The sequence below is a fragment of the Streptomyces sp. NPDC003247 genome (assembly GCF_042888135.1).
Lineage (GTDB): Bacteria > Actinomycetota > Actinomycetes > Streptomycetales > Streptomycetaceae > Streptomyces.
Genome location: NZ_JBIAPF010000001.1, coordinates 448,917 through 464,760, shown reverse-complemented (window position 1 = coordinate 464,760; position 15,844 = coordinate 448,917). Strand labels below are relative to the sequence as shown.

Below are 15,844 nucleotides of genomic sequence, written 5' to 3'. Positions count from 1 at the left end.
CCGAACGTCACGTAGGATGGGCGGCGCAGAAGGGGAGTAGCTCTTCGCCGGACCGTCGACACACTGCTCAGCTCGTCCCACCGGGACAGCCGAGCCGGCGCCCGGAGGCAGACCCGTGGACGGGTCGGCCAGCGAGACCTTCGGCAAGCAGTGCACACCTGTGCCGTACGGCACGGGTGCCATGTGTGCTGCCGTGCCGAGGCGTCTTCGAGCGAAGGAAGCAGCACTCTCGGTGGGGCGGCCCCGACCGATTGAGGACCCTTGATCAGCCTGACCGTGACGGCGCTCGTCTTCGGCGTCGTCTTCCTCGCCGAACTGCCGGACAAGACCGCCCTCGCCGGCCTCGTCCTCGGCACGCGCTACCGCGCCTCCTACGTCTTCGCCGGCGTCGCCGCCGCCTTCACGCTGCACGTCGTGCTCGCCGTGGCCGCCGGCAGCGTCCTCACCCTGCTCCCGCAGCAGCTCGTGCAGGCACTGACCGGTGTGCTCTTCCTGGGCGGCGCCGCGGTGCTGCTGATGAAGAAGGACGAGGGCGAGGAGGAGATCCGCAAGCCGGAGGACCAGTCCTTCTGGAAGGTCTCCGGCGCGGGCTTCATGCTCATCCTCGTCGCCGAGTTCGGCGACCTCACCCAGATCATGACGGCGAACCTCGCCGCCCGCTACGACGACCCGCTCTCCGTCGGCCTCGGCGCGGTCCTGGCGCTGTGGGCGGTGGCCGGACTCGGCATCGTCGGCGGCAAGGCCCTGATGAAGCGGGTGCCGCTGAAGCTGATCACCCAGATCGCGGCCGTGCTGATGCTGGGCCTCGGCGTGTGGAGCCTGTGGGAGGCGATCGCGGGGTGAGGCCGGCGGCGCCGGGCGCCCGGCACCGTGTGGTGCCGGGCGCTCTGCACTGTGCGGTGCCGGGCGCTCTGCACCGTGTGGTGCCGGTGTGCCGGCGGGCGGGGAGCGAACGGAAAGTGAACGCTTTCCGGGGGGAGTGGCGTGCGGGCCCGATTGTTTTGTACCGTGGGGAAACAAAGTGGCTCCCGCCCGTTTTCCCTGACCGGCGGGCGGGGCCGCCTTGTTTCCCCCGGGGGACCGGCCTGAGCGTCCCCCGTCCCTGCCTGGAGTCGCCGATGCCGGCCGCCGCGTCCGCCACCGTCCTGACCGCCCGTGCCCTCCTCCTCGACATGGACGGCACCCTCGTGAACTCGGACGCCGTCGTCGAGCGCGTCTGGCGGCGCTGGGCCGAACGGCACGGTCTGGACGGCGACGAGGTGATGAAGGTCGTCCACGGACGCCAGGGGTACGCCTCGATGGCCGTACTGCTGCCCGGCCGGCCGATGGAGCGGAACCTCGCGGACAACGCGCGCATGCTGGCGGAGGAGACCGCCGACCTGGACGGCGTCGTACCGGTCCCCGGGGCGCCCGGGTTCCTCGCCTCGCTGCGGGACGTTCCGCACGCGCTGGTGACCTCGGCGGACGTCCCGCTGTCCACGGCCCGGATGGCCGCCGCGGGGCTCCCCCTGCCGGAGGTCCGGATCACCGCGGAGTCGGTGGGCGCCAGCAAGCCGCACCCGGAGGGCTTCCTCAAGGGCGCGGCCGAGCTGGGCGTCGACCCGGCGGAGTGCGTGGTGTTCGAGGACTCCGGGGTGGGGATCGCCGCCGGGCGGGCGGCCGGTATGCGGGTCGTCGGCGTCGGACCGCGGGCGGTGGCGCACCGGCCGGACGTGGTGGTGCGGGACCTGACCCAGGTGCGGGTGGAGACCGCCGCGGAGGGTGTCCGGATCCATGTCACCGGGGTCCGGGGCTGAGGTCGTCACCGGGGTACGGGGCTGAGGCCGTCACCGGGGACCGGGCACTGAGACTGTCACCGGGGATCAGGGCTTAGATCGTCACCGGGGTCCGGGGCTGAGGCCGTCACCGGGGTCCGGTGCTGAGGCCGTCGCCGGGGACCGGGGCTTAGATCGTCACCGGGGTCCGGGGGCTGGGGCCGTCACCGGGGACCACGGCTTGGATCGTCACCCGGGTCCGGGGGCTGAGGCCCGCCCCCGCCGGTCTCACGGCTCCTTGGTCTCCGCCTCCAGCTTCGCCCGCGTGGCCGCCCCGTACACGCCCAGTTCCTCGCCCTGGATCCCCCGCGCCCACTGGAAGTTCCGCAGCGCGTCCTCGACCCTGCCGGTGAACACGCCGTTCACGTCGTCGTTGTAGAGGTAGAGCTGCTTCAGCCGCAGCTGGAGTTCGGTGACCTCGGGCCCCCGGTCCCCGCGCTGGAGCACGGTGGCCGCGGGGCTGCTGTCGGCCTCGTCGCCCTCGTCGGCGCCGCTCTCCGGGGTCAGGGAGCCCGTGGCCTCCGAGGTCGGCGTGCTCGGGCTCGGCTCGGCCGTCTCGGACGCGGACGGCGAGGCGCTCGAGGCCGACGGCGACGGCGAGGAGCTCTCGCTCTCGGACGGGGACGGGGAGGCGCTGGACGCCGAGGGGGACGCGGAGCGGCTCGCCGACTCCGACTCCGCCGCCGTGCTCCGCGAGGTGTCCGGTACGGCCGCCCGTACGTCCTCGGGGGCGGCGCCGTCACGGCTCGGCGTCTCGTAGGAGAACAGCCCGCTCGCGAACCCGGCCGCCGCCACGACGGCCACGGCCGCACCGGCGCAGGCGACCAGCAGCATCCGCCGGCGCCGGCTGTGCGGCCGCTCGTCGTCGGCCGGGACGTGCACGGCGTGCCCGTCGGCGTCCACCGCCTCGAACAGGCTCAGGTCGGTGGCGTTCGGCGCGGAGGCCGCCGGCGCGAGGGGCGTGGACAGCGCCGCGGCCGACGGCTCCCGGCGGCCGGCCGGGTCCACCGCCCGCAGGGTCATCGTCGCCTCGGAGACGGACGGCACGGCCACGGTCGCGTCGGTGACCGGGGGCAGGGCCGTGGTCGCGTCGGTGACCGAGGGGAGAGCCCTGGTCGCGTCGGAGGCCGACGGCGAAGGCGCGGTCGCGCCGGAGAGCGGCGGCACGGGCGCCGTCCCGCCGGTGACCCGCGGCAGGGGCATGGTCACGTCGGCCGTCGGCGCGGACGCCTCCGCCGCGCCCCGGCCGGCCCCGGGTGCCTGAGCGGTGCCGGGTGTCTGACCGGCCCCCGCGCTGTCCGTGCTGCCGCCCCCGCCCGGTCCGTTCCGCCCGTCCTGCCCGTTCCCCGCACGCACGCCCTCGCGCACGCCCTCACGCGCGTCCACGCCCGAGCGCGCGGTCGCGTCCGCCGCGCCCACCGCCGCGCCCACCGCCGCGCTTCCGGCACCCGCCGCCGGGCCCTCGGCGCCGTCCACGCCCCCTGTGCCCCCTGTGCCCCTTATCTCCCCTGTGCCCTCGTCGCCCTCTGCGCCCTCTGCACCCTCCGTGCTCTCCGCGAGCTCGACGTACGGCCGTATGCGCAGCGGATCGAAGTCCTCCGCCGCGGCCGCCTCCGCCTCGCGGGTGTCGCGCAGGGCCTCGGACGCCCGCAGGGCGCAGCCGCACGAGGGCGTGTTGTCCGCCGCGCGGAGCGCTCCGCACTCCGGGCACGGAAACCCGTGCTGCCCGGGCCGCGGTCGCTCGCGCCGCCCCATCGGTTCGTCCACCTGTTCGTCCCTCCCCATGCGAACTTCAGAGATTATGCAGATCCTCCACACAACTTCTCGCCCGCGGCCCCCGGAACGGTCGGTTCCGAAAGGACTCGGGAGGCCATAACGGGACACACCGATCACGATGGAGAGGTGTCACGTGAGCCTCGGGAGGCATCCATGGCCTTGGACGCGCACGCCAGGACCGGGGATCCCCGCGATCCGCGACAGGAGCACGTTTCCGGCGACGTCCTCGTCTCCATCGGCGCGCTGCTGCTCGGCATGCTGCTGGCCGCCCTGGACCAGACGATCGTGTCCACCGCGCTGCCCACGATCGTCAGCGAGCTCGGCGGTCTGGAGCACCTGTCCTGGGTGGTCACGGCGTACCTGCTGGCGTCGACGGCGGCGACCCCGCTGTGGGGGAAACTGGGCGACCAGTACGGGCGCAAGCGGCTGTTCCAGACCGCGATCGTGATCTTCCTGCTGGGTTCGGCGCTGTGCGGAACGGCGCAGGACATGCCGCAGCTCATCGCCTTCCGGGCGGTGCAGGGCCTGGGCGGCGGCGGGTTGATGGTGCTGTCGATGGCGATCGTCGGCGACCTCGTGCCGCCGCGGGAACGCGGCCGGTACCAAGGGCTGTTCGGCGCCGTCTTCGGTGCGACCAGCGTCCTCGGCCCCCTCCTCGGCGGCCTGTTCACCCAGCATCTGAGCTGGCGCTGGGTGTTCTACGTCAATCTCCCCGTCGGGGTCGTCGCGCTCGCCGTCATCGCGACCGTCCTGCACGTCCCGCGCACGGTGACGCGGCACGTCATCGACTACCTCGGCACCTTCCTCGTCGCCGCCGTGGCCACCTGCCTGGTGCTCGTGGCGTCCCTCGGCGGCACCACCTGGGGCTGGGGATCGCCGCAGATCGTCGGCCTCGCCGTGCTGGGCGTCGTGCTCGCCGTCGCGTTCGTGGCCGTGGAGCGCAGGGCGGCCGAACCCGTCCTGCCGCTGAAGCTGTTCCGCGTCCGCACCTTCACCCTCTCCGCGGTGATCAGCCTCGTCGTCGGCTTCGCGATGTTCGGCGCGATGACCTACCTGCCCACCTTCCTCCAGGTCGTGCACGGCGTCTCGCCGACCATGTCGGGCGTGTACATGCTGCCGATGGTGGCCGGTCTGCTGCTGTCGTCGACGGTGTCCGGGCAGATCGTCAGCCGCACCGGCCGCTGGAAGGTCTTCCCGGTCGCGGGCACCGGCGTGACGGCCCTCGGCCTGCTCCTCCTGCACCAGCTCGACGCGGACAGCTCCACCGCGGAGATGAGCGCGTACTTCCTCGTCTTCGGCGTGGGCCTCGGCCTGGTGATGCAGGTGCTGGTCCTCATCGTGCAGAACGCGGTGCCCTACGAGGACCTGGGCGTCGCCACCTCCGGCGCGACCTTCTTCCGCTCCATCGGCGCGTCCTTCGGCGTCGCCGTCTTCGGCACGGTCTTCGCGGGCCGCCTCGGCGACAAGCTCGCCGACGCCTTCCGGGGCGTCGCCCTGCCGCCCGGCGTCTCGGCCGGCGCGCTGGAGGCCGACCCGCGCCTCATCGGCGACCTGCCGCCCGCCCTGCGCCCGCCGGTCCTCGACGCGTACGCGTCCGCCATCACGGACGTCTTCCTGTACGCCGCCCCCGTCGCGCTCCTGGGCTTCGTCCTCGCCTGGTTCCTGCGGGAGGACCGGCTGCGCGGTTCGGTCACCGCACCGGACGTCACCGAGACCCTCGCCAGCAACCCCGTCGAGCGGTCGTCGTACGACGAGGTGTGCCGGGCGCTGTCCGTCCTCGGCACCCGCGAGGGCCGCCACGAGATCTACCGCAGGATCACCGACCGGGCCGGCTACGACCTCCTCCCGGCCGCGAGCTGGATGCTGCTGCGGATCAAGCGGTACGGCAGTGTCGAGCCCGGCATGCTCGCCGAGCGCACCAACGTCCCGCTGCCCGCGGTCCTGGAGGCCGCCCGCCAGATCGAGGAGCGCCGCCTCGCCCGGCGCGAGGGCCTGGACCTCCTCCTGACCCCCCGGGGCCACGAGGTCGCCGCACACCTCGCCCGGGCCCGCGAGGAGTCGCTGGCCGAACTCCTCGGCGACTGGTGGAGCCCCGACCGCCCCACCGACCTGACCCGCCTGGTGACGGAACTGAACGAGGAACTGTGCGGCTCGGACCGCGAACAGCCCCACGACATGCGGCCGGTGGTACGGCTCGGGTGAGGAGCGAACGGGCGGGGGCGCCTGGTGTGTGGCGCGTGGGGTGAGCGGGTGGGACCGCGGCCCGCTGCGACGCCGTCCCACCCCCGTCCCGCCCCGCCCGTCCCGCGCGGCGCCTCAGTCGAGGCCGCCGAGGTTCCTGCGGAACCAGTGCTCCGCGTACACGTCGTCGTTGTACGCCTCCGTCTCCGTGTAGCCGAGGCGGGCGTACAGCGCACGGGCCTCGACCAGGTCGCCGCGGGTGTCGAGCACCATCCGGTCGGCGCCCAGCGCGCGGGCGGCGTCCTCCGCAGCCCGTACGAGCAGGGCCGCACCCCCTTTCCCCTGGGCCGCCGGCAGCAGGAACACCCGCTTGAGTTCGGCGGTCGTCGCGTCCAGCAGGCGTACGCCCGCGCTGCCGGTCGGCTCACCGCCGTACCGCGCGACGAGCAGCCGCCCCGTTGGCGCGGCCAGTCCGTCCCCCGGGCCGGCGGCGATCCGCCGTTCCAGTTCGGCCGGGTCGGTCCGGCGCTTCTCGTGCCGCAGGTACCAGCGGTCACTGACCTCCGTGTAGTACGCCCGCCACAGCGCGGCGGCGACGGGTGAGTCCACGGGCTCGGGCGCGATGGTCCAGATCATGGCCGTCATTGTCGGGAAGGGACATGTCCCGCCCGCAACCGAATATGCGCCCACCGGGCGCCGCATGCCGGGCGCCGAAGGCCGGGTGCCGTTTGTCCGGCGCCGTCCGGGCAACCCGAATCGTGAACCGGCCCGAGGGGCCGACACACCGGAAGGCAACCATGTCCACAGGCCTGATCATCGCTCTGATCGTGATCGTGGCGGCCGTCATCGCCGTCGCGGCCGTCCTGGCCGTGCGGGCCCGCGGGTCGCAGTCAGGACGCAGCCTGAAGCAGCGCTTCGGGCCCGAGTACGACCGGGCCGTCGCCCGGCACGACGGTGACGTCAAGGCGGCCGAGCGCGAACTCGGCGCCCTCGTGGAGCGGCACGGCGGCCTGCACGAGCGGCCGCTGGAGCCCGCGGAGCGCGAGCGGTTCGAGGCCGCCTGGACGGCCGCGCAGGAGCGCTTCGTCGACTCGCCCCGCGAGGCGGTCGCCGAGGCCGACCGGCTGCTCGCCGACGTGGCCGGAGCCCGGGGCTTCCCGGCCGGCACGCAGTACGAGGAGCAGGTCGCCGCGCTCAGCGTGCACCACGCGCGCCACGTGCACGGCTACCGGCGCGTGCACCAGGTCGCCCGCTTCCACACGGACGGCGGCGCCCGCAGCGGCCAGGCACCCGGCACCGAGGACCTGCGGTCCGCCCTGGTCGAGGCCCGTGCCCTCTTCGACGACCTGCTGACCGACGGCCGGTCCGGCTCCGGCCGCCACGCACCGACCCGGCCGGCGAGCCGGGAGACCAAGGCCCGCGAGGGCCACCACATGCCGTGGGGCTTCCACCGGCATCAGACGAAGCAGGGGTGAGAAGGATGCCCGACGTGACACCGAGCGGCGAGGACCGACGCGGAGCGCGGCCCGAGCAGCGGGACGCCGAGGCCGAGCGGACCGGCCGCCGCGCCGAACAGCAGTCCGAGTGGATCGAACGCGGCGAGCGCACGTCCGTCGTGGGCGGCGGCCAGGAGGCGCCGGCGACGGCCGCGGAACGGCGGGGCGCCTTCGCCGAGACGAGCGGCGACGCCCGGGACGAGACGGTCGGCGGCGTGCGGGAGGCGCGGAACGCCCGTGAGGCCCGCGAGGCCAGGGAGATCAGGAGCGCCCGGGAGGCCAGTGGCGCCGGAGAGGGGAACGCGATGAGGGGCGGGACGACGGCCGGGACCGGCGCGTACCAGGGCAAGGACGCGGACGCCGCCGGCCGGGACGAGTACACCGGCCGGGACTCGTACGCGGGCCAGGGCCCGTCCGGCGGCGGGGACGCGTACGGGGAGCAGGGCCGTACCGGTGCCCACGCCCTCCGCGGCACCGAGGCGGGAGCGCCCACCGCGCCCGGCACCGCCACCCCGGCCGGCTCGTCCGAGCGGACCGCTCAGGCCGCCGCCCCGCACACCGCGTCCTCGCTGCTCCCGGGCGACCAGTGCGACAAGCTCACCGCGCGCATCCAGCACGCGGTCGCGGAGTTCGTCGACCGCCCCCACGACGCCGTCGAGGAGGCGGACCACGTCCTGGAGGAGCTGACCGCGTCGTTCACCGACGCCATGAACCGCCGCCGCCGTACGCTGCGCGGCTCCTGGCAGCTCGCGGACGACACCCGCGGCGACCGCGACACGACCGCCGACACCGAGCAGCTCCGGCTGGCCCTGCGGGACTACCGCGAGCTCACGGAACGGCTGCTGCACATCTGACGCCCCGCGCGGCCGGCGCACGGCCCGCTCACTCCGCTCACTCGGCCCGTGTGCCCCCGGCCGCCGCCCGGCGCTCCCGCCACTCCCGTACGACCGTCTCGACGTCGTACGGCTTCATCCCCAGCGGGGGGCCGGGCGGCGGCTTGAACATCATGTCCCGCAGCTTGACGTTGACGTCCGTGATGATCTTCCGGACGAGGCGTTCCGAAGGGGCCGCGTACGCCGCCGCGAGCGCGTCCTCCGCCTCCTTGCGCAACGCGAGCGCCGGCGGAAGCACCGAGAGCCCCTCGCGCGCCATCTTGCGCCTGATCCACCACAGTTCGTCGTACGAACTCTCGATCTCCGGGGACAACGGCCTGCCCGCGCCCGGAAGTTGATCGAACTCGCCCCGTCGCTCCGCGTCCCGGATCTGCTTGTCCACCCAGGACTCGAACGGAACGCCGGGTGGCTTTCGCTCGGTCATGGGTTCATTGTGCCGGACGCCACGGCCCCGGGCGATTTAGTATGCGGCCGCTGCACAAAGGTCACACAGCCACCGTCGGACACCTCACGAGGAGCGCACGTGCTCGAACTCACCATGGCCACCGTCTCGGGGACGGAAGAGGGTGCCACGGCCGGCATGCTCATGGCCGACGCGCCCAGCGAACCGGGGGCCGTGCTGCGGGTGGGCCGGGACGCGTCCGTCTGCCGTCTCGTGACGCCCGAGGACTGGCTGTTCGTCTCCCGGGTCCACCTGGAGTTCCTGTGCGGCCCCGAAGGCGTCTGGCAGGTCAGCTGGCTGCGCGGCTCCCAGCAGGACCCGTCCTCCGAGGTGCGGCTGGTGGTCGGGGAGTACGCCCAGACCATCGCCTACGGCGGGACCGTGCAGCTGCCGCGCGGCGGCACCGGCGAGATCATCGTCGTGGACCGCACCGGGCCGCGCAGCGTCAACGTGGGCTTCTACCACGAGGCGTAGCCTTCACCGGCCGACCGGCCGGCCTGATCTGACCTGGCCCGGCGCGGCCCGGCCCGGCCCGGTCCCGCCCTCACGCCACGACGCGGGCCAGCGCGAACCCGTCGTACCCCTTGGAGCCCACGGTCTGGATCGCCGTACCGCTCAACCTGGGGTGCGCGCCGATGAGTTCGATGGCGGACCGGGTGCCGAGGACGTCGCCCGCGTCGCTGTCGGCGTCGGTCACCCGGCCGCCCCGCACGACGTTGTCGACGACGATCAGGCTGCCCGTGCTGGTGAGCCGCAGGGCCCACTCCAGGTAGTGCGCGTTGTTGACCTTGTCGGCGTCGATGAAGACCAGGTCGAACGGGGGCGGGTTCTCGTCGGCCAGCCGCGGCAGCGACTCCAGGGCCGGGCCCACCCGCACCTCCACCTGCTTGTCGAGTCCCGCCCGCGCGATGTTGCGGACCGCGACCTCCGCGTGCCGCGGGCTGTACTCCAGCGAGATCAGCCGGCCGTCCGCCGGGAGCGCGCGGCCCAGCCAGATCGTGCTGTACCCGCCGAGCGTGCCGATCTCCAGGATCGTGCGCGCCCCCTGGATCTGGGCGAGCAGCTGGAGGAGCTTGCCCTGGGTCGCCGTGACGTTGGCCTGCGGGAGCTCGGCGGCCTCGCTGTCGCGCAGCGCGGCCGTGGTCACCTCGTCGTCCGGGGCGAGGTGGGTGGTGAAGTAGGCGTCGACGGCGTCCCATACGTGCGACTCGCTCATGCGCTCTGCCTCTCGTGTACCTGACGTATCCGTGACCTGCGTGGACCATCCCGTTAGGAGCGCTAACTACTATGCCAACGGCGCCGGTTGCGCCCGGGTTCCCCGTCCGGGGCGCCTCATGGGTTTCCCCGGCCGGTCCAATGCGGCCGTTCGGCCCGGACGGCGGATTCGGCCCCTGCGGATTCAGCCGTTGCGGGGGCCCGTGGGCGGCGAGGCGGGCGGCACCGTCGGCCGAGGGGGCACCGTGGGCCGGGGCGGTGCCGCGGGCCGGGGAGGCGGCGCCGCCGGATGCGCGGGCCGCGGGGGCGCTGCGGGTCGCGCGGGCCGTGGAGGCGCCGCCGACCGCGCGAGTCGGGGAGGCGCCGCGGGCCGGGCGCTCCGGTGCCGTTGCGCCCCCGTGTACCCCCGTCGCACCCGCCCCCGGCGCACGCCGAGCACCACCGCGCCCGTCACCAGCGCCGCGGCCACGCCGACGACCGTCAGCAGCCACACCGGCGCCCCGCCCACCGTGAGCAGCCGGTTCTCGTAGACGACCTGCCGGAACGCCGTGTCCTTCGCCGTGCGGCGCAGTTCGTGGTCCGCCGAGATCGACGACGGCACCGGGAACTCCTGCACGAGGGCCGTCAGGAACGGCGCGCCGTCCGCGAGCTCGCCCAGCGGCCCCGCCGTCGTGCCGATCCGCCCCGCGAACGTCACCCGGGGCCGCTCCCCGCCGATCCGCGACACCGGCTCCATCCGGTGGCCGGCCAGCACGTACAGGCTCAGCGACTGCGGGGTGGCGGCGAGCCGCGACAGCCGCATCGGATAGACGAGGGTGTCGCTGGCGAAGCTGAGGTGGAGCGGGTCCAGGTCACCGCGCAGCGGGGTGCCGGCGGTCTCCGGGGCCAGCCGTACCGCCACGTACTCCCAGCGCCGGTCGACGTACGGCTGGAGCGCCGACTCCAGGCGGGGCGGGAAGGTGAAGCCGTTGGCGCCCAGCCAGCCGTCCAGGGCGGCCGGGTCGGTGGCCGTCAGCCGGGCCACGTCGAACGGCCCGAGCCGCTCGCGCCCCACCACGCCCACCCCGGGCGCGGCGCCCGGCGGTGGAGGGGCCGCCCCCGCGGCGCCGTCGCCCGTCGTCAGCGGCCAGTCGCCGTCCTGCGGCCAGAAGTGGTAGCGGGTGCGCTCCTCGGGGGCCGTGGCCTCGGTCAGCTGGGAGAACACCTCCGGGTCGCCGAGCCGCACGTCCGCCCGGTGCGGCACCGGCATGATCCAGGCGGCCCGGTCGGCGTCCCCCGTGACCGACAGCCCCATGACGATCTGCTCCCGCTCCCCGTCCCAGCGCACCGCGGAGACCTCCCGGCGCACCGCGACCTGCTGCTCGCCACCGGGGACGAGCGCGCCGCAGCCGCAGGCGTAGGCGGGGGCGACCAGGGAGCCGAGCTGGGTCGCGAGGAGCGCGAGGAGCAGGACCGCCAACCGCCCCCGCCGCGCCCTCCGCGACACCTCCCGTCGAACCCCCGGCCACACCCTCGGCGACACCCCCCGCCATACCTCCCGTTCGTGCCGTTCCCGCAGGAAACCGACCATGTCGCGCAGCCCCTCCGTCACTGGTCACCGCCTGTGGCCCTACGACGGTACGAGCGAAGATCCGGTTCCGTTCGGCTCCGTCCGCGCTGTGACCCAGATCGCACCCCGCGCAGGCAACCCTCCCCCCGGCGCACTATCGTCTTCCGGACAAAAGGAGAGCGGACGTCAGGTGAAAACGGGGTGGCCTGCGTCCCTGTCCGGGGGTGGTGCGAGCCTCATAGGGTTCGCAAAGTACACCTCACGCGGGTGACGCGTGGGACGAACGGGGCGGGAGGCCGACGAGGCGTGGCGAATGCGGAGCACAGCGGACGGCCGGCGGAACCCTTCGGGGCGACGACGGCCGACACGGCGAGGGCGCGCCTGCACGCGGCCCGCCTCGGCCTGTGGCTGGTCGCGGCGGTCCTCGCCGTCCGGCAGGTGGCCGTCGTCCTCGGCACCCCGCGCGGAGAGCGGCTGACGGACCTGGAGACCTGGGTCGGACCGGACGGCGTCCTGCACGTCAAGGGTTCGCTCTACGACTCCACCCGCTTCACGGGCACCCCCTTCGGCGGGCTCGTCCTCAAACCCCTCACACGCGCCGCCGAGCAGGCCCTCGGCTGGGGCTGGACCTTCGGCACGCTGCTGCTGGTCGTGGCGCTGGGCCTGGTCGCGGCGCGCGCCCTGCCGCAGCCGGTCAGCAGACGCACCTCGCTGCTCGCCGCGCCCGTCGCGATCGTGCTGCTGATGCTGTCGCTGCCGGTGCGCAACACCCTCTGGCTCGGCCAGACCAGCATCATCCCGGTCCTGCTGGTCCTGCTCGGCTGCCTGGTCGTGCGGGGACAGCGGGCGGGCGGCGTGCTCATCGGCGTCGCGGCGGCGCTCCAGCCGACGGTCCTCCTCTTCGTGCCCCTGCTCTGGCTCACCGGCCGCCGGCCGGCCGCCCTCACCACGGGCGGCACCTTCGCCGCCTCCACGCTGCTGGCCTGGGCGGCGATGCCGCACGACTCGTACACCTACTGGGTCCACCACATGGCGGGCGTCGGCCTCGGCGGCGAGGCGAACGGCCTCGCCAACCAGTCCCTGCACGGCGCCCTGCTCCGCCTCGGCCTCTCCGGCCCGCTGGAGATCGTCCTCTTCCTGGCGCTGGGCGCGACGGTCGCCGTGGTCGGCGTGCGGCGGGCCGTGCGCTACGCCCGCGACGGCCAGCTGCTGCTGGCGGTGGCCCTCACCGGCTGCGCGGCGATCGCCGTGTCCCCGACCACCTGGCAGCACCAGCTCCTGTGGGTCCTCCTCGCCGTCGTCGGCCGCGTCGGCCGGCGCGCCTCCGACCGCTACGTCTGGCCGGTCGCCGTCGTCCTGGTGATGACGCTCCCCGCGCGGATGATGCTGCCGAACGTGCCCGCCCTTCACCCCGTCCGGGACAACGCGGTGCTGCTCGCGGCGGTGGCCGCGGCGACGGTCGTGCCCTTCCTCTCCCGGACGTCGGAGCACTACCGCACCCCCGTCCCCACCGAGTACGCCGCCCCCGTCCCGGCCCGCTGGAAGCACGTCCCCCTGCTGCCGTTCCTGCGCCGCGTCCTCACCCGCCCCAACCTCCTCCTGGAACTGCTGCTGATCCGCGTGACGTACGCGGCCTACCAGCAGGTCCGGCTGGCGGCGACCGGCGGCCGCGAGCGCGCCGAGGCGCACGGCCAGGAGATCCTCGACATCGAGGGCGCCCTGCACATCGACGTCGAGCACACGGTCAACCACTGGGTGGTCGGCGTCGACTGGCTGCGCCACTTCTTCGACTTCTACTACGAGTCCTTCCACTTCGTGGTGCCGCTGTCCGTCCTCGCCGTCCTGTACTGGCGGCGCCCGGTCGACTACCGCTGGGCCCGCGCGTCCCTCGGCTTCGCCACCCTCCTCGCCCTGCTCGGCTTCTGGCTCTACCCGCTGGCCCCGCCCCGCCTGATGCCCGCCCTGGGCATCATCGACACGGTCCACGGCGTCCAGGACTTCTCCCAGCCGGACTACGGCACCCTGACCGCCCTGACCAACCAGTACGCGGCCATGCCCTCGCTGCACTTCGGCTGGTCGCTGTGGTGCGGACTGGTCATCGCGCTCGTGGCGCCGAAGTGGTGGATGAAGGCGCTGGGCCTCCTCCACCCGCTGTTCACGGTGTCCGCGATCGTCGCCACCGGCAACCACTGGGTCCTGGACGCGGCGGGCGGCGCGGCCGTCGTCCTGGCCGGCTTCGGCCTGGCGTACCTGCTCCAGGGCCCCCGGGCACGGGCGACGGCGATCCCGAGGCAGGCGGTGGCCGCCCCCGTGTTGCCGGAGAAGGACCGGACCCCGAGCTGACCACCGCCCGGCCGGGCCTTACCAGGTGTGACCGGGCCTGACCGGGCCCCTCTGGTCGTGCTCAGGCCACGCGAGGCGTCTAACCTCCTGTGCGGGAGGACTGATGTTCGGAGGAAACGTGCGGAGGGTGCTGGCCGGCGCCGCGGCCGCCGCTGTCGTGGTGCTGTCCGGGGCGGCCTGCTCGGGCCAGGACGCGGACACGAAGGAGGCGAAGAAGGGGGCCGCCGTCCCCTACGACGAGCTGAGGGCCCTGGCCTTCCGGGACGGCGAGGTGCCGAACGTCCATGACACCCCGGTCCAGGAACCCAGCCCCAGGATGAGCGAACCGACGGCCCCGCCGGTCTCGAACGCGTCCTGCGGGACCGTCCTGGCCGCCGTGAACGGCGCCGGCGCCCCCACCGTCGTACGCCAGGTCTTCAACTGGAAGGACGACCTCTGGGGCGGTTCCTCCACCCTCGCCTCCTACGACGGCGACGGCGCCCGCCAGGCCTTCGCCCGCCTCCGGTCGTCGCTGACGACCTGCGCGTCCTACGACGGAGTCACCGCCGAGGGCCCGTACACGACCGAGCTCACCGCGACGGCCGCCCCCCGGGTCGGCGACGAGGCCCTCGCCTTCCGCACCGCCACGCCCACGAAGGACGGCCTGGTGCTGCACCGCGAACACGTCGTCGTCCGCACCGGCGGCATCACGGCGACCTTCACCAAGGTCGAGGCCGTCGGCGACGCAAGGTTCCCGCGGCAGCTGATCCGGCGGCAGGTGGAGCGGCTGGAGGAGGCGCAGGGCCGCTGAGCCGCGGGGGTCCTCCGTAGGACGCGGGCCACTGACCCCGAGGTCCCGCGCGCGGCGGCGGAACCTCGTGTCAGCAGGTGGGAGCGCCCGTATGCTGGCCGTGTACCGCTTGCCGGGCCTTCCCGCGGCTGCCGGGCGGACGAGGAGGCGAAAGGGAATGGGCGTTGCCATCGACCACACGGGGCCCTGGACCGTCGCCGATGTCCTCGCGCTGCCCGAGGACCGCACGACCCGCTACGAGCTACTGGGGGAGTCCCTCGTGATGTCCCCCGCTCCCGGCGTCCGTCACCAGCGGGCCTCCTTCCGCCTCCACGTCGCCCTGGACACGGCTGCCCGCGCTGCCGGCGCACCGGTGGAGATTCTGGAAGGTGTCAACGTCGTCCTGCCGTCCGGGTTGGTCGTGCCCGACCTGGTCGTGGCCGACGCCGGCGCGACCGCCGACGACCCCGTCACCGTCGACATCGACGCCGTCCAGCTCGTCGTCGAACTCGTCTCCCCCGGCAACCGCACCATGGACCGCAAGATCAAGCCCATGCTGTACGCGGAGGCCGCCGTTCCGCACTTCTGGCGCCTGGAGTTCGATCCGTCCCCGATGCTCGCCGTCTACGAACTGGAAGGCGGCCGCTACGTGGAGCGGACGACCGCTCTCGCGGGCGCGACCACCCACCTGGACGTCCCGTTCCCCATGGCCATCGATCCGGCTGGACTCACCCGGCAGTAGATGCCGCCTGACGGAAACGCTGATGGCAACCGGGCCCGCCAACGGCGTACACGAGCCACGAGGGACGGCCTGGTGATGCACCGGGAGCACGTCGTCGTCCGCACCGGCGGCATCACGGCGACCTTCACCGAGGTCGAGGCGATCGGCGACGCGAGGTTCCCCCGCGAACTGGTCCGCCGCCAGGCGCAGCGATGGGCGGGAACGCAGCGGGGCTGACCGCCGTCATGACCCCGACCCGTTGCGGGCCGTCAGCGCCAGCACGCTCAGCCCGAACATCAGCACCCCCAGGGGGAGATGGACCGACGGGACGTGCGCGATGCCGAGGACGACCTGGACCGAGGCGAGGAGGAGGAAGCCGGACGCGTGCCAGACGGGCCGGGGCGAGCCGCCGCCCGGCTTCCACGCCAGCACCGCCGCGAGCACGTACAGCATCGACGCCCCGTACATCACACGGGCTCCGACACTGTGCAGCGTCTCTCCGTAGGACGCGGTCAGCAGCAGTCCGGCGGAGACCGCTTGAAGGAAGATGGTCAGGGTCTGCAGGACGATCGCGAACCGCAGGAACGAGAAGCTGCGCTGTGCCGTCGTCTGGGTGGCCATGTCACGGTTCTCCTGTTCCGCCCG

16 protein-coding genes are annotated in these 15,844 nt (G+C 74.0%); 10 read left to right on the top strand and 6 right to left on the bottom strand.

The features are described from left to right. Nucleotides 1-261: 261 nt before the first annotated feature. Entirely contained in the window at nucleotides 262-843 is a 582-nt protein-coding gene (locus tag ACFYWQ_RS02025) for a TMEM165/GDT1 family protein (RefSeq protein WP_389511892.1), read from the top strand. 275 nt (nucleotides 844-1,118) lie between these two features. Next, the gene (locus ACFYWQ_RS02020) at nucleotides 1,119-1,796 is read left to right on the top strand and encodes an HAD family hydrolase (protein WP_389511891.1); all 678 of its coding nucleotides are present in this window, start codon (nucleotides 1,119-1,121) and stop codon (nucleotides 1,794-1,796) included. 246 nt (nucleotides 1,797-2,042) lie between these two features. Here ACFYWQ_RS02020 and ACFYWQ_RS02015 read toward each other — a convergent pair whose 3' ends face one another. Continuing rightward, a complete protein-coding gene (locus ACFYWQ_RS02015) occupies nucleotides 2,043-3,599 on the bottom strand; it encodes a peptidoglycan-binding protein (RefSeq protein WP_389511889.1) in 1,557 nt (518 codons plus the stop codon). 144 nt (nucleotides 3,600-3,743) lie between these two features. Between ACFYWQ_RS02015 and ACFYWQ_RS02010 the strand changes: the two genes are divergently transcribed. Further along, the gene (locus ACFYWQ_RS02010) at nucleotides 3,744-5,792 is read left to right on the top strand and encodes a DHA2 family efflux MFS transporter permease subunit (RefSeq protein ID WP_389511888.1); all 2,049 of its coding nucleotides are present in this window, start codon (nucleotides 3,744-3,746) and stop codon (nucleotides 5,790-5,792) included. Nucleotides 5,793-5,906: 114 nt separating this feature from the next. Here ACFYWQ_RS02010 and ACFYWQ_RS02005 read toward each other — a convergent pair whose 3' ends face one another. Continuing rightward, the gene (locus ACFYWQ_RS02005) at nucleotides 5,907-6,407 is read right to left on the bottom strand and encodes a GNAT family N-acetyltransferase (protein ID WP_389511887.1); all 501 of its coding nucleotides are present in this window, start codon (nucleotides 6,405-6,407) and stop codon (nucleotides 5,907-5,909) included. A 161-nt stretch (nucleotides 6,408-6,568) separates the two neighbouring features. Between ACFYWQ_RS02005 and ACFYWQ_RS02000 the strand changes: the two genes are divergently transcribed. Together ACFYWQ_RS02000 and ACFYWQ_RS01995 are read left to right on the top strand one after the other, a co-directional pair. After that, nucleotides 6,569-7,246 carry a hypothetical protein gene (locus ACFYWQ_RS02000; RefSeq protein WP_389511886.1) on the top strand — a complete coding sequence of 226 codons (678 nt, stop codon included), beginning with the start codon at nucleotides 6,569-6,571 and terminating at the stop codon, nucleotides 7,244-7,246. Nucleotides 7,247-7,251: 5 nt separating this feature from the next. After that, nucleotides 7,252-8,121, top strand: coding sequence for a hypothetical protein (locus ACFYWQ_RS01995; RefSeq protein ID WP_389511884.1), 870 nt, complete (start codon nucleotides 7,252-7,254; stop codon nucleotides 8,119-8,121). A 37-nt stretch (nucleotides 8,122-8,158) separates the two neighbouring features. Here the strand turns inward: ACFYWQ_RS01995 and ACFYWQ_RS01990 are convergent, their stop codons facing one another. Further along, nucleotides 8,159-8,584 (bottom strand): DUF1992 domain-containing protein, encoded by a 426-nt coding sequence (locus ACFYWQ_RS01990; protein WP_389511882.1) that lies wholly within the window; start codon nucleotides 8,582-8,584, stop codon nucleotides 8,159-8,161. Between the two features lie 99 nt (nucleotides 8,585-8,683). Here ACFYWQ_RS01990 and ACFYWQ_RS01985 point away from each other — a divergent pair, with 99 nt between their 5' ends. Then, nucleotides 8,684-9,076, top strand: a complete 393-nt coding sequence (locus tag ACFYWQ_RS01985) for a hypothetical protein (RefSeq protein ID WP_389511880.1) — start codon at nucleotides 8,684-8,686, stop codon at nucleotides 9,074-9,076. A 70-nt stretch (nucleotides 9,077-9,146) separates the two neighbouring features. On the opposite strand, the gene ACFYWQ_RS01980 is transcribed toward ACFYWQ_RS01985, so the two are convergent. Both ACFYWQ_RS01980 and ACFYWQ_RS01975 read right to left on the bottom strand, forming a co-directional pair. Further along, entirely contained in the window at nucleotides 9,147-9,818 is a 672-nt protein-coding gene (locus tag ACFYWQ_RS01980) for an O-methyltransferase (RefSeq protein ID WP_389511878.1), read from the bottom strand. 183 nt (nucleotides 9,819-10,001) lie between these two features. Further along, entirely contained in the window at nucleotides 10,002-11,276 is a 1,275-nt protein-coding gene (locus ACFYWQ_RS01975) for a DUF2330 domain-containing protein (RefSeq protein ID WP_389511876.1), read from the bottom strand. A 396-nt stretch (nucleotides 11,277-11,672) separates the two neighbouring features. On the opposite strand from ACFYWQ_RS01975, the gene ACFYWQ_RS01970 reads away from it, so the two are divergent. The 4 genes from ACFYWQ_RS01970 (at nucleotide 11,673) to ACFYWQ_RS01955 (ending at nucleotide 15,436) form a co-directional block, all read left to right on the top strand. Continuing rightward, nucleotides 11,673-13,709 (top strand): bifunctional glycosyltransferase 87/phosphatase PAP2 family protein, encoded by a 2,037-nt coding sequence (locus ACFYWQ_RS01970; RefSeq protein WP_389511874.1) that lies wholly within the window; start codon nucleotides 11,673-11,675, stop codon nucleotides 13,707-13,709. Between the two features lie 103 nt (nucleotides 13,710-13,812). Beyond that, nucleotides 13,813-14,499 carry a hypothetical protein gene (locus ACFYWQ_RS01965; RefSeq protein WP_389511872.1) on the top strand — a complete coding sequence of 229 codons (687 nt, stop codon included), beginning with the start codon at nucleotides 13,813-13,815 and terminating at the stop codon, nucleotides 14,497-14,499. Between the two features lie 157 nt (nucleotides 14,500-14,656). Further along, the gene (locus ACFYWQ_RS01960) at nucleotides 14,657-15,220 is read left to right on the top strand and encodes a Uma2 family endonuclease (RefSeq protein ID WP_389511870.1); all 564 of its coding nucleotides are present in this window, start codon (nucleotides 14,657-14,659) and stop codon (nucleotides 15,218-15,220) included. Nucleotides 15,221-15,295: 75 nt separating this feature from the next. Further along, the gene (locus tag ACFYWQ_RS01955; protein ID WP_389511868.1) at nucleotides 15,296-15,436 is read left to right on the top strand and encodes a hypothetical protein; all 141 of its coding nucleotides are present in this window, start codon (nucleotides 15,296-15,298) and stop codon (nucleotides 15,434-15,436) included. 6 nt (nucleotides 15,437-15,442) lie between these two features. On the opposite strand, the gene ACFYWQ_RS01950 is transcribed toward ACFYWQ_RS01955, so the two are convergent. After that, entirely contained in the window at nucleotides 15,443-15,820 is a 378-nt protein-coding gene (locus ACFYWQ_RS01950; RefSeq protein WP_389511866.1) for a hypothetical protein, read from the bottom strand. Nucleotides 15,821-15,844 lie beyond the last annotated feature (24 nt).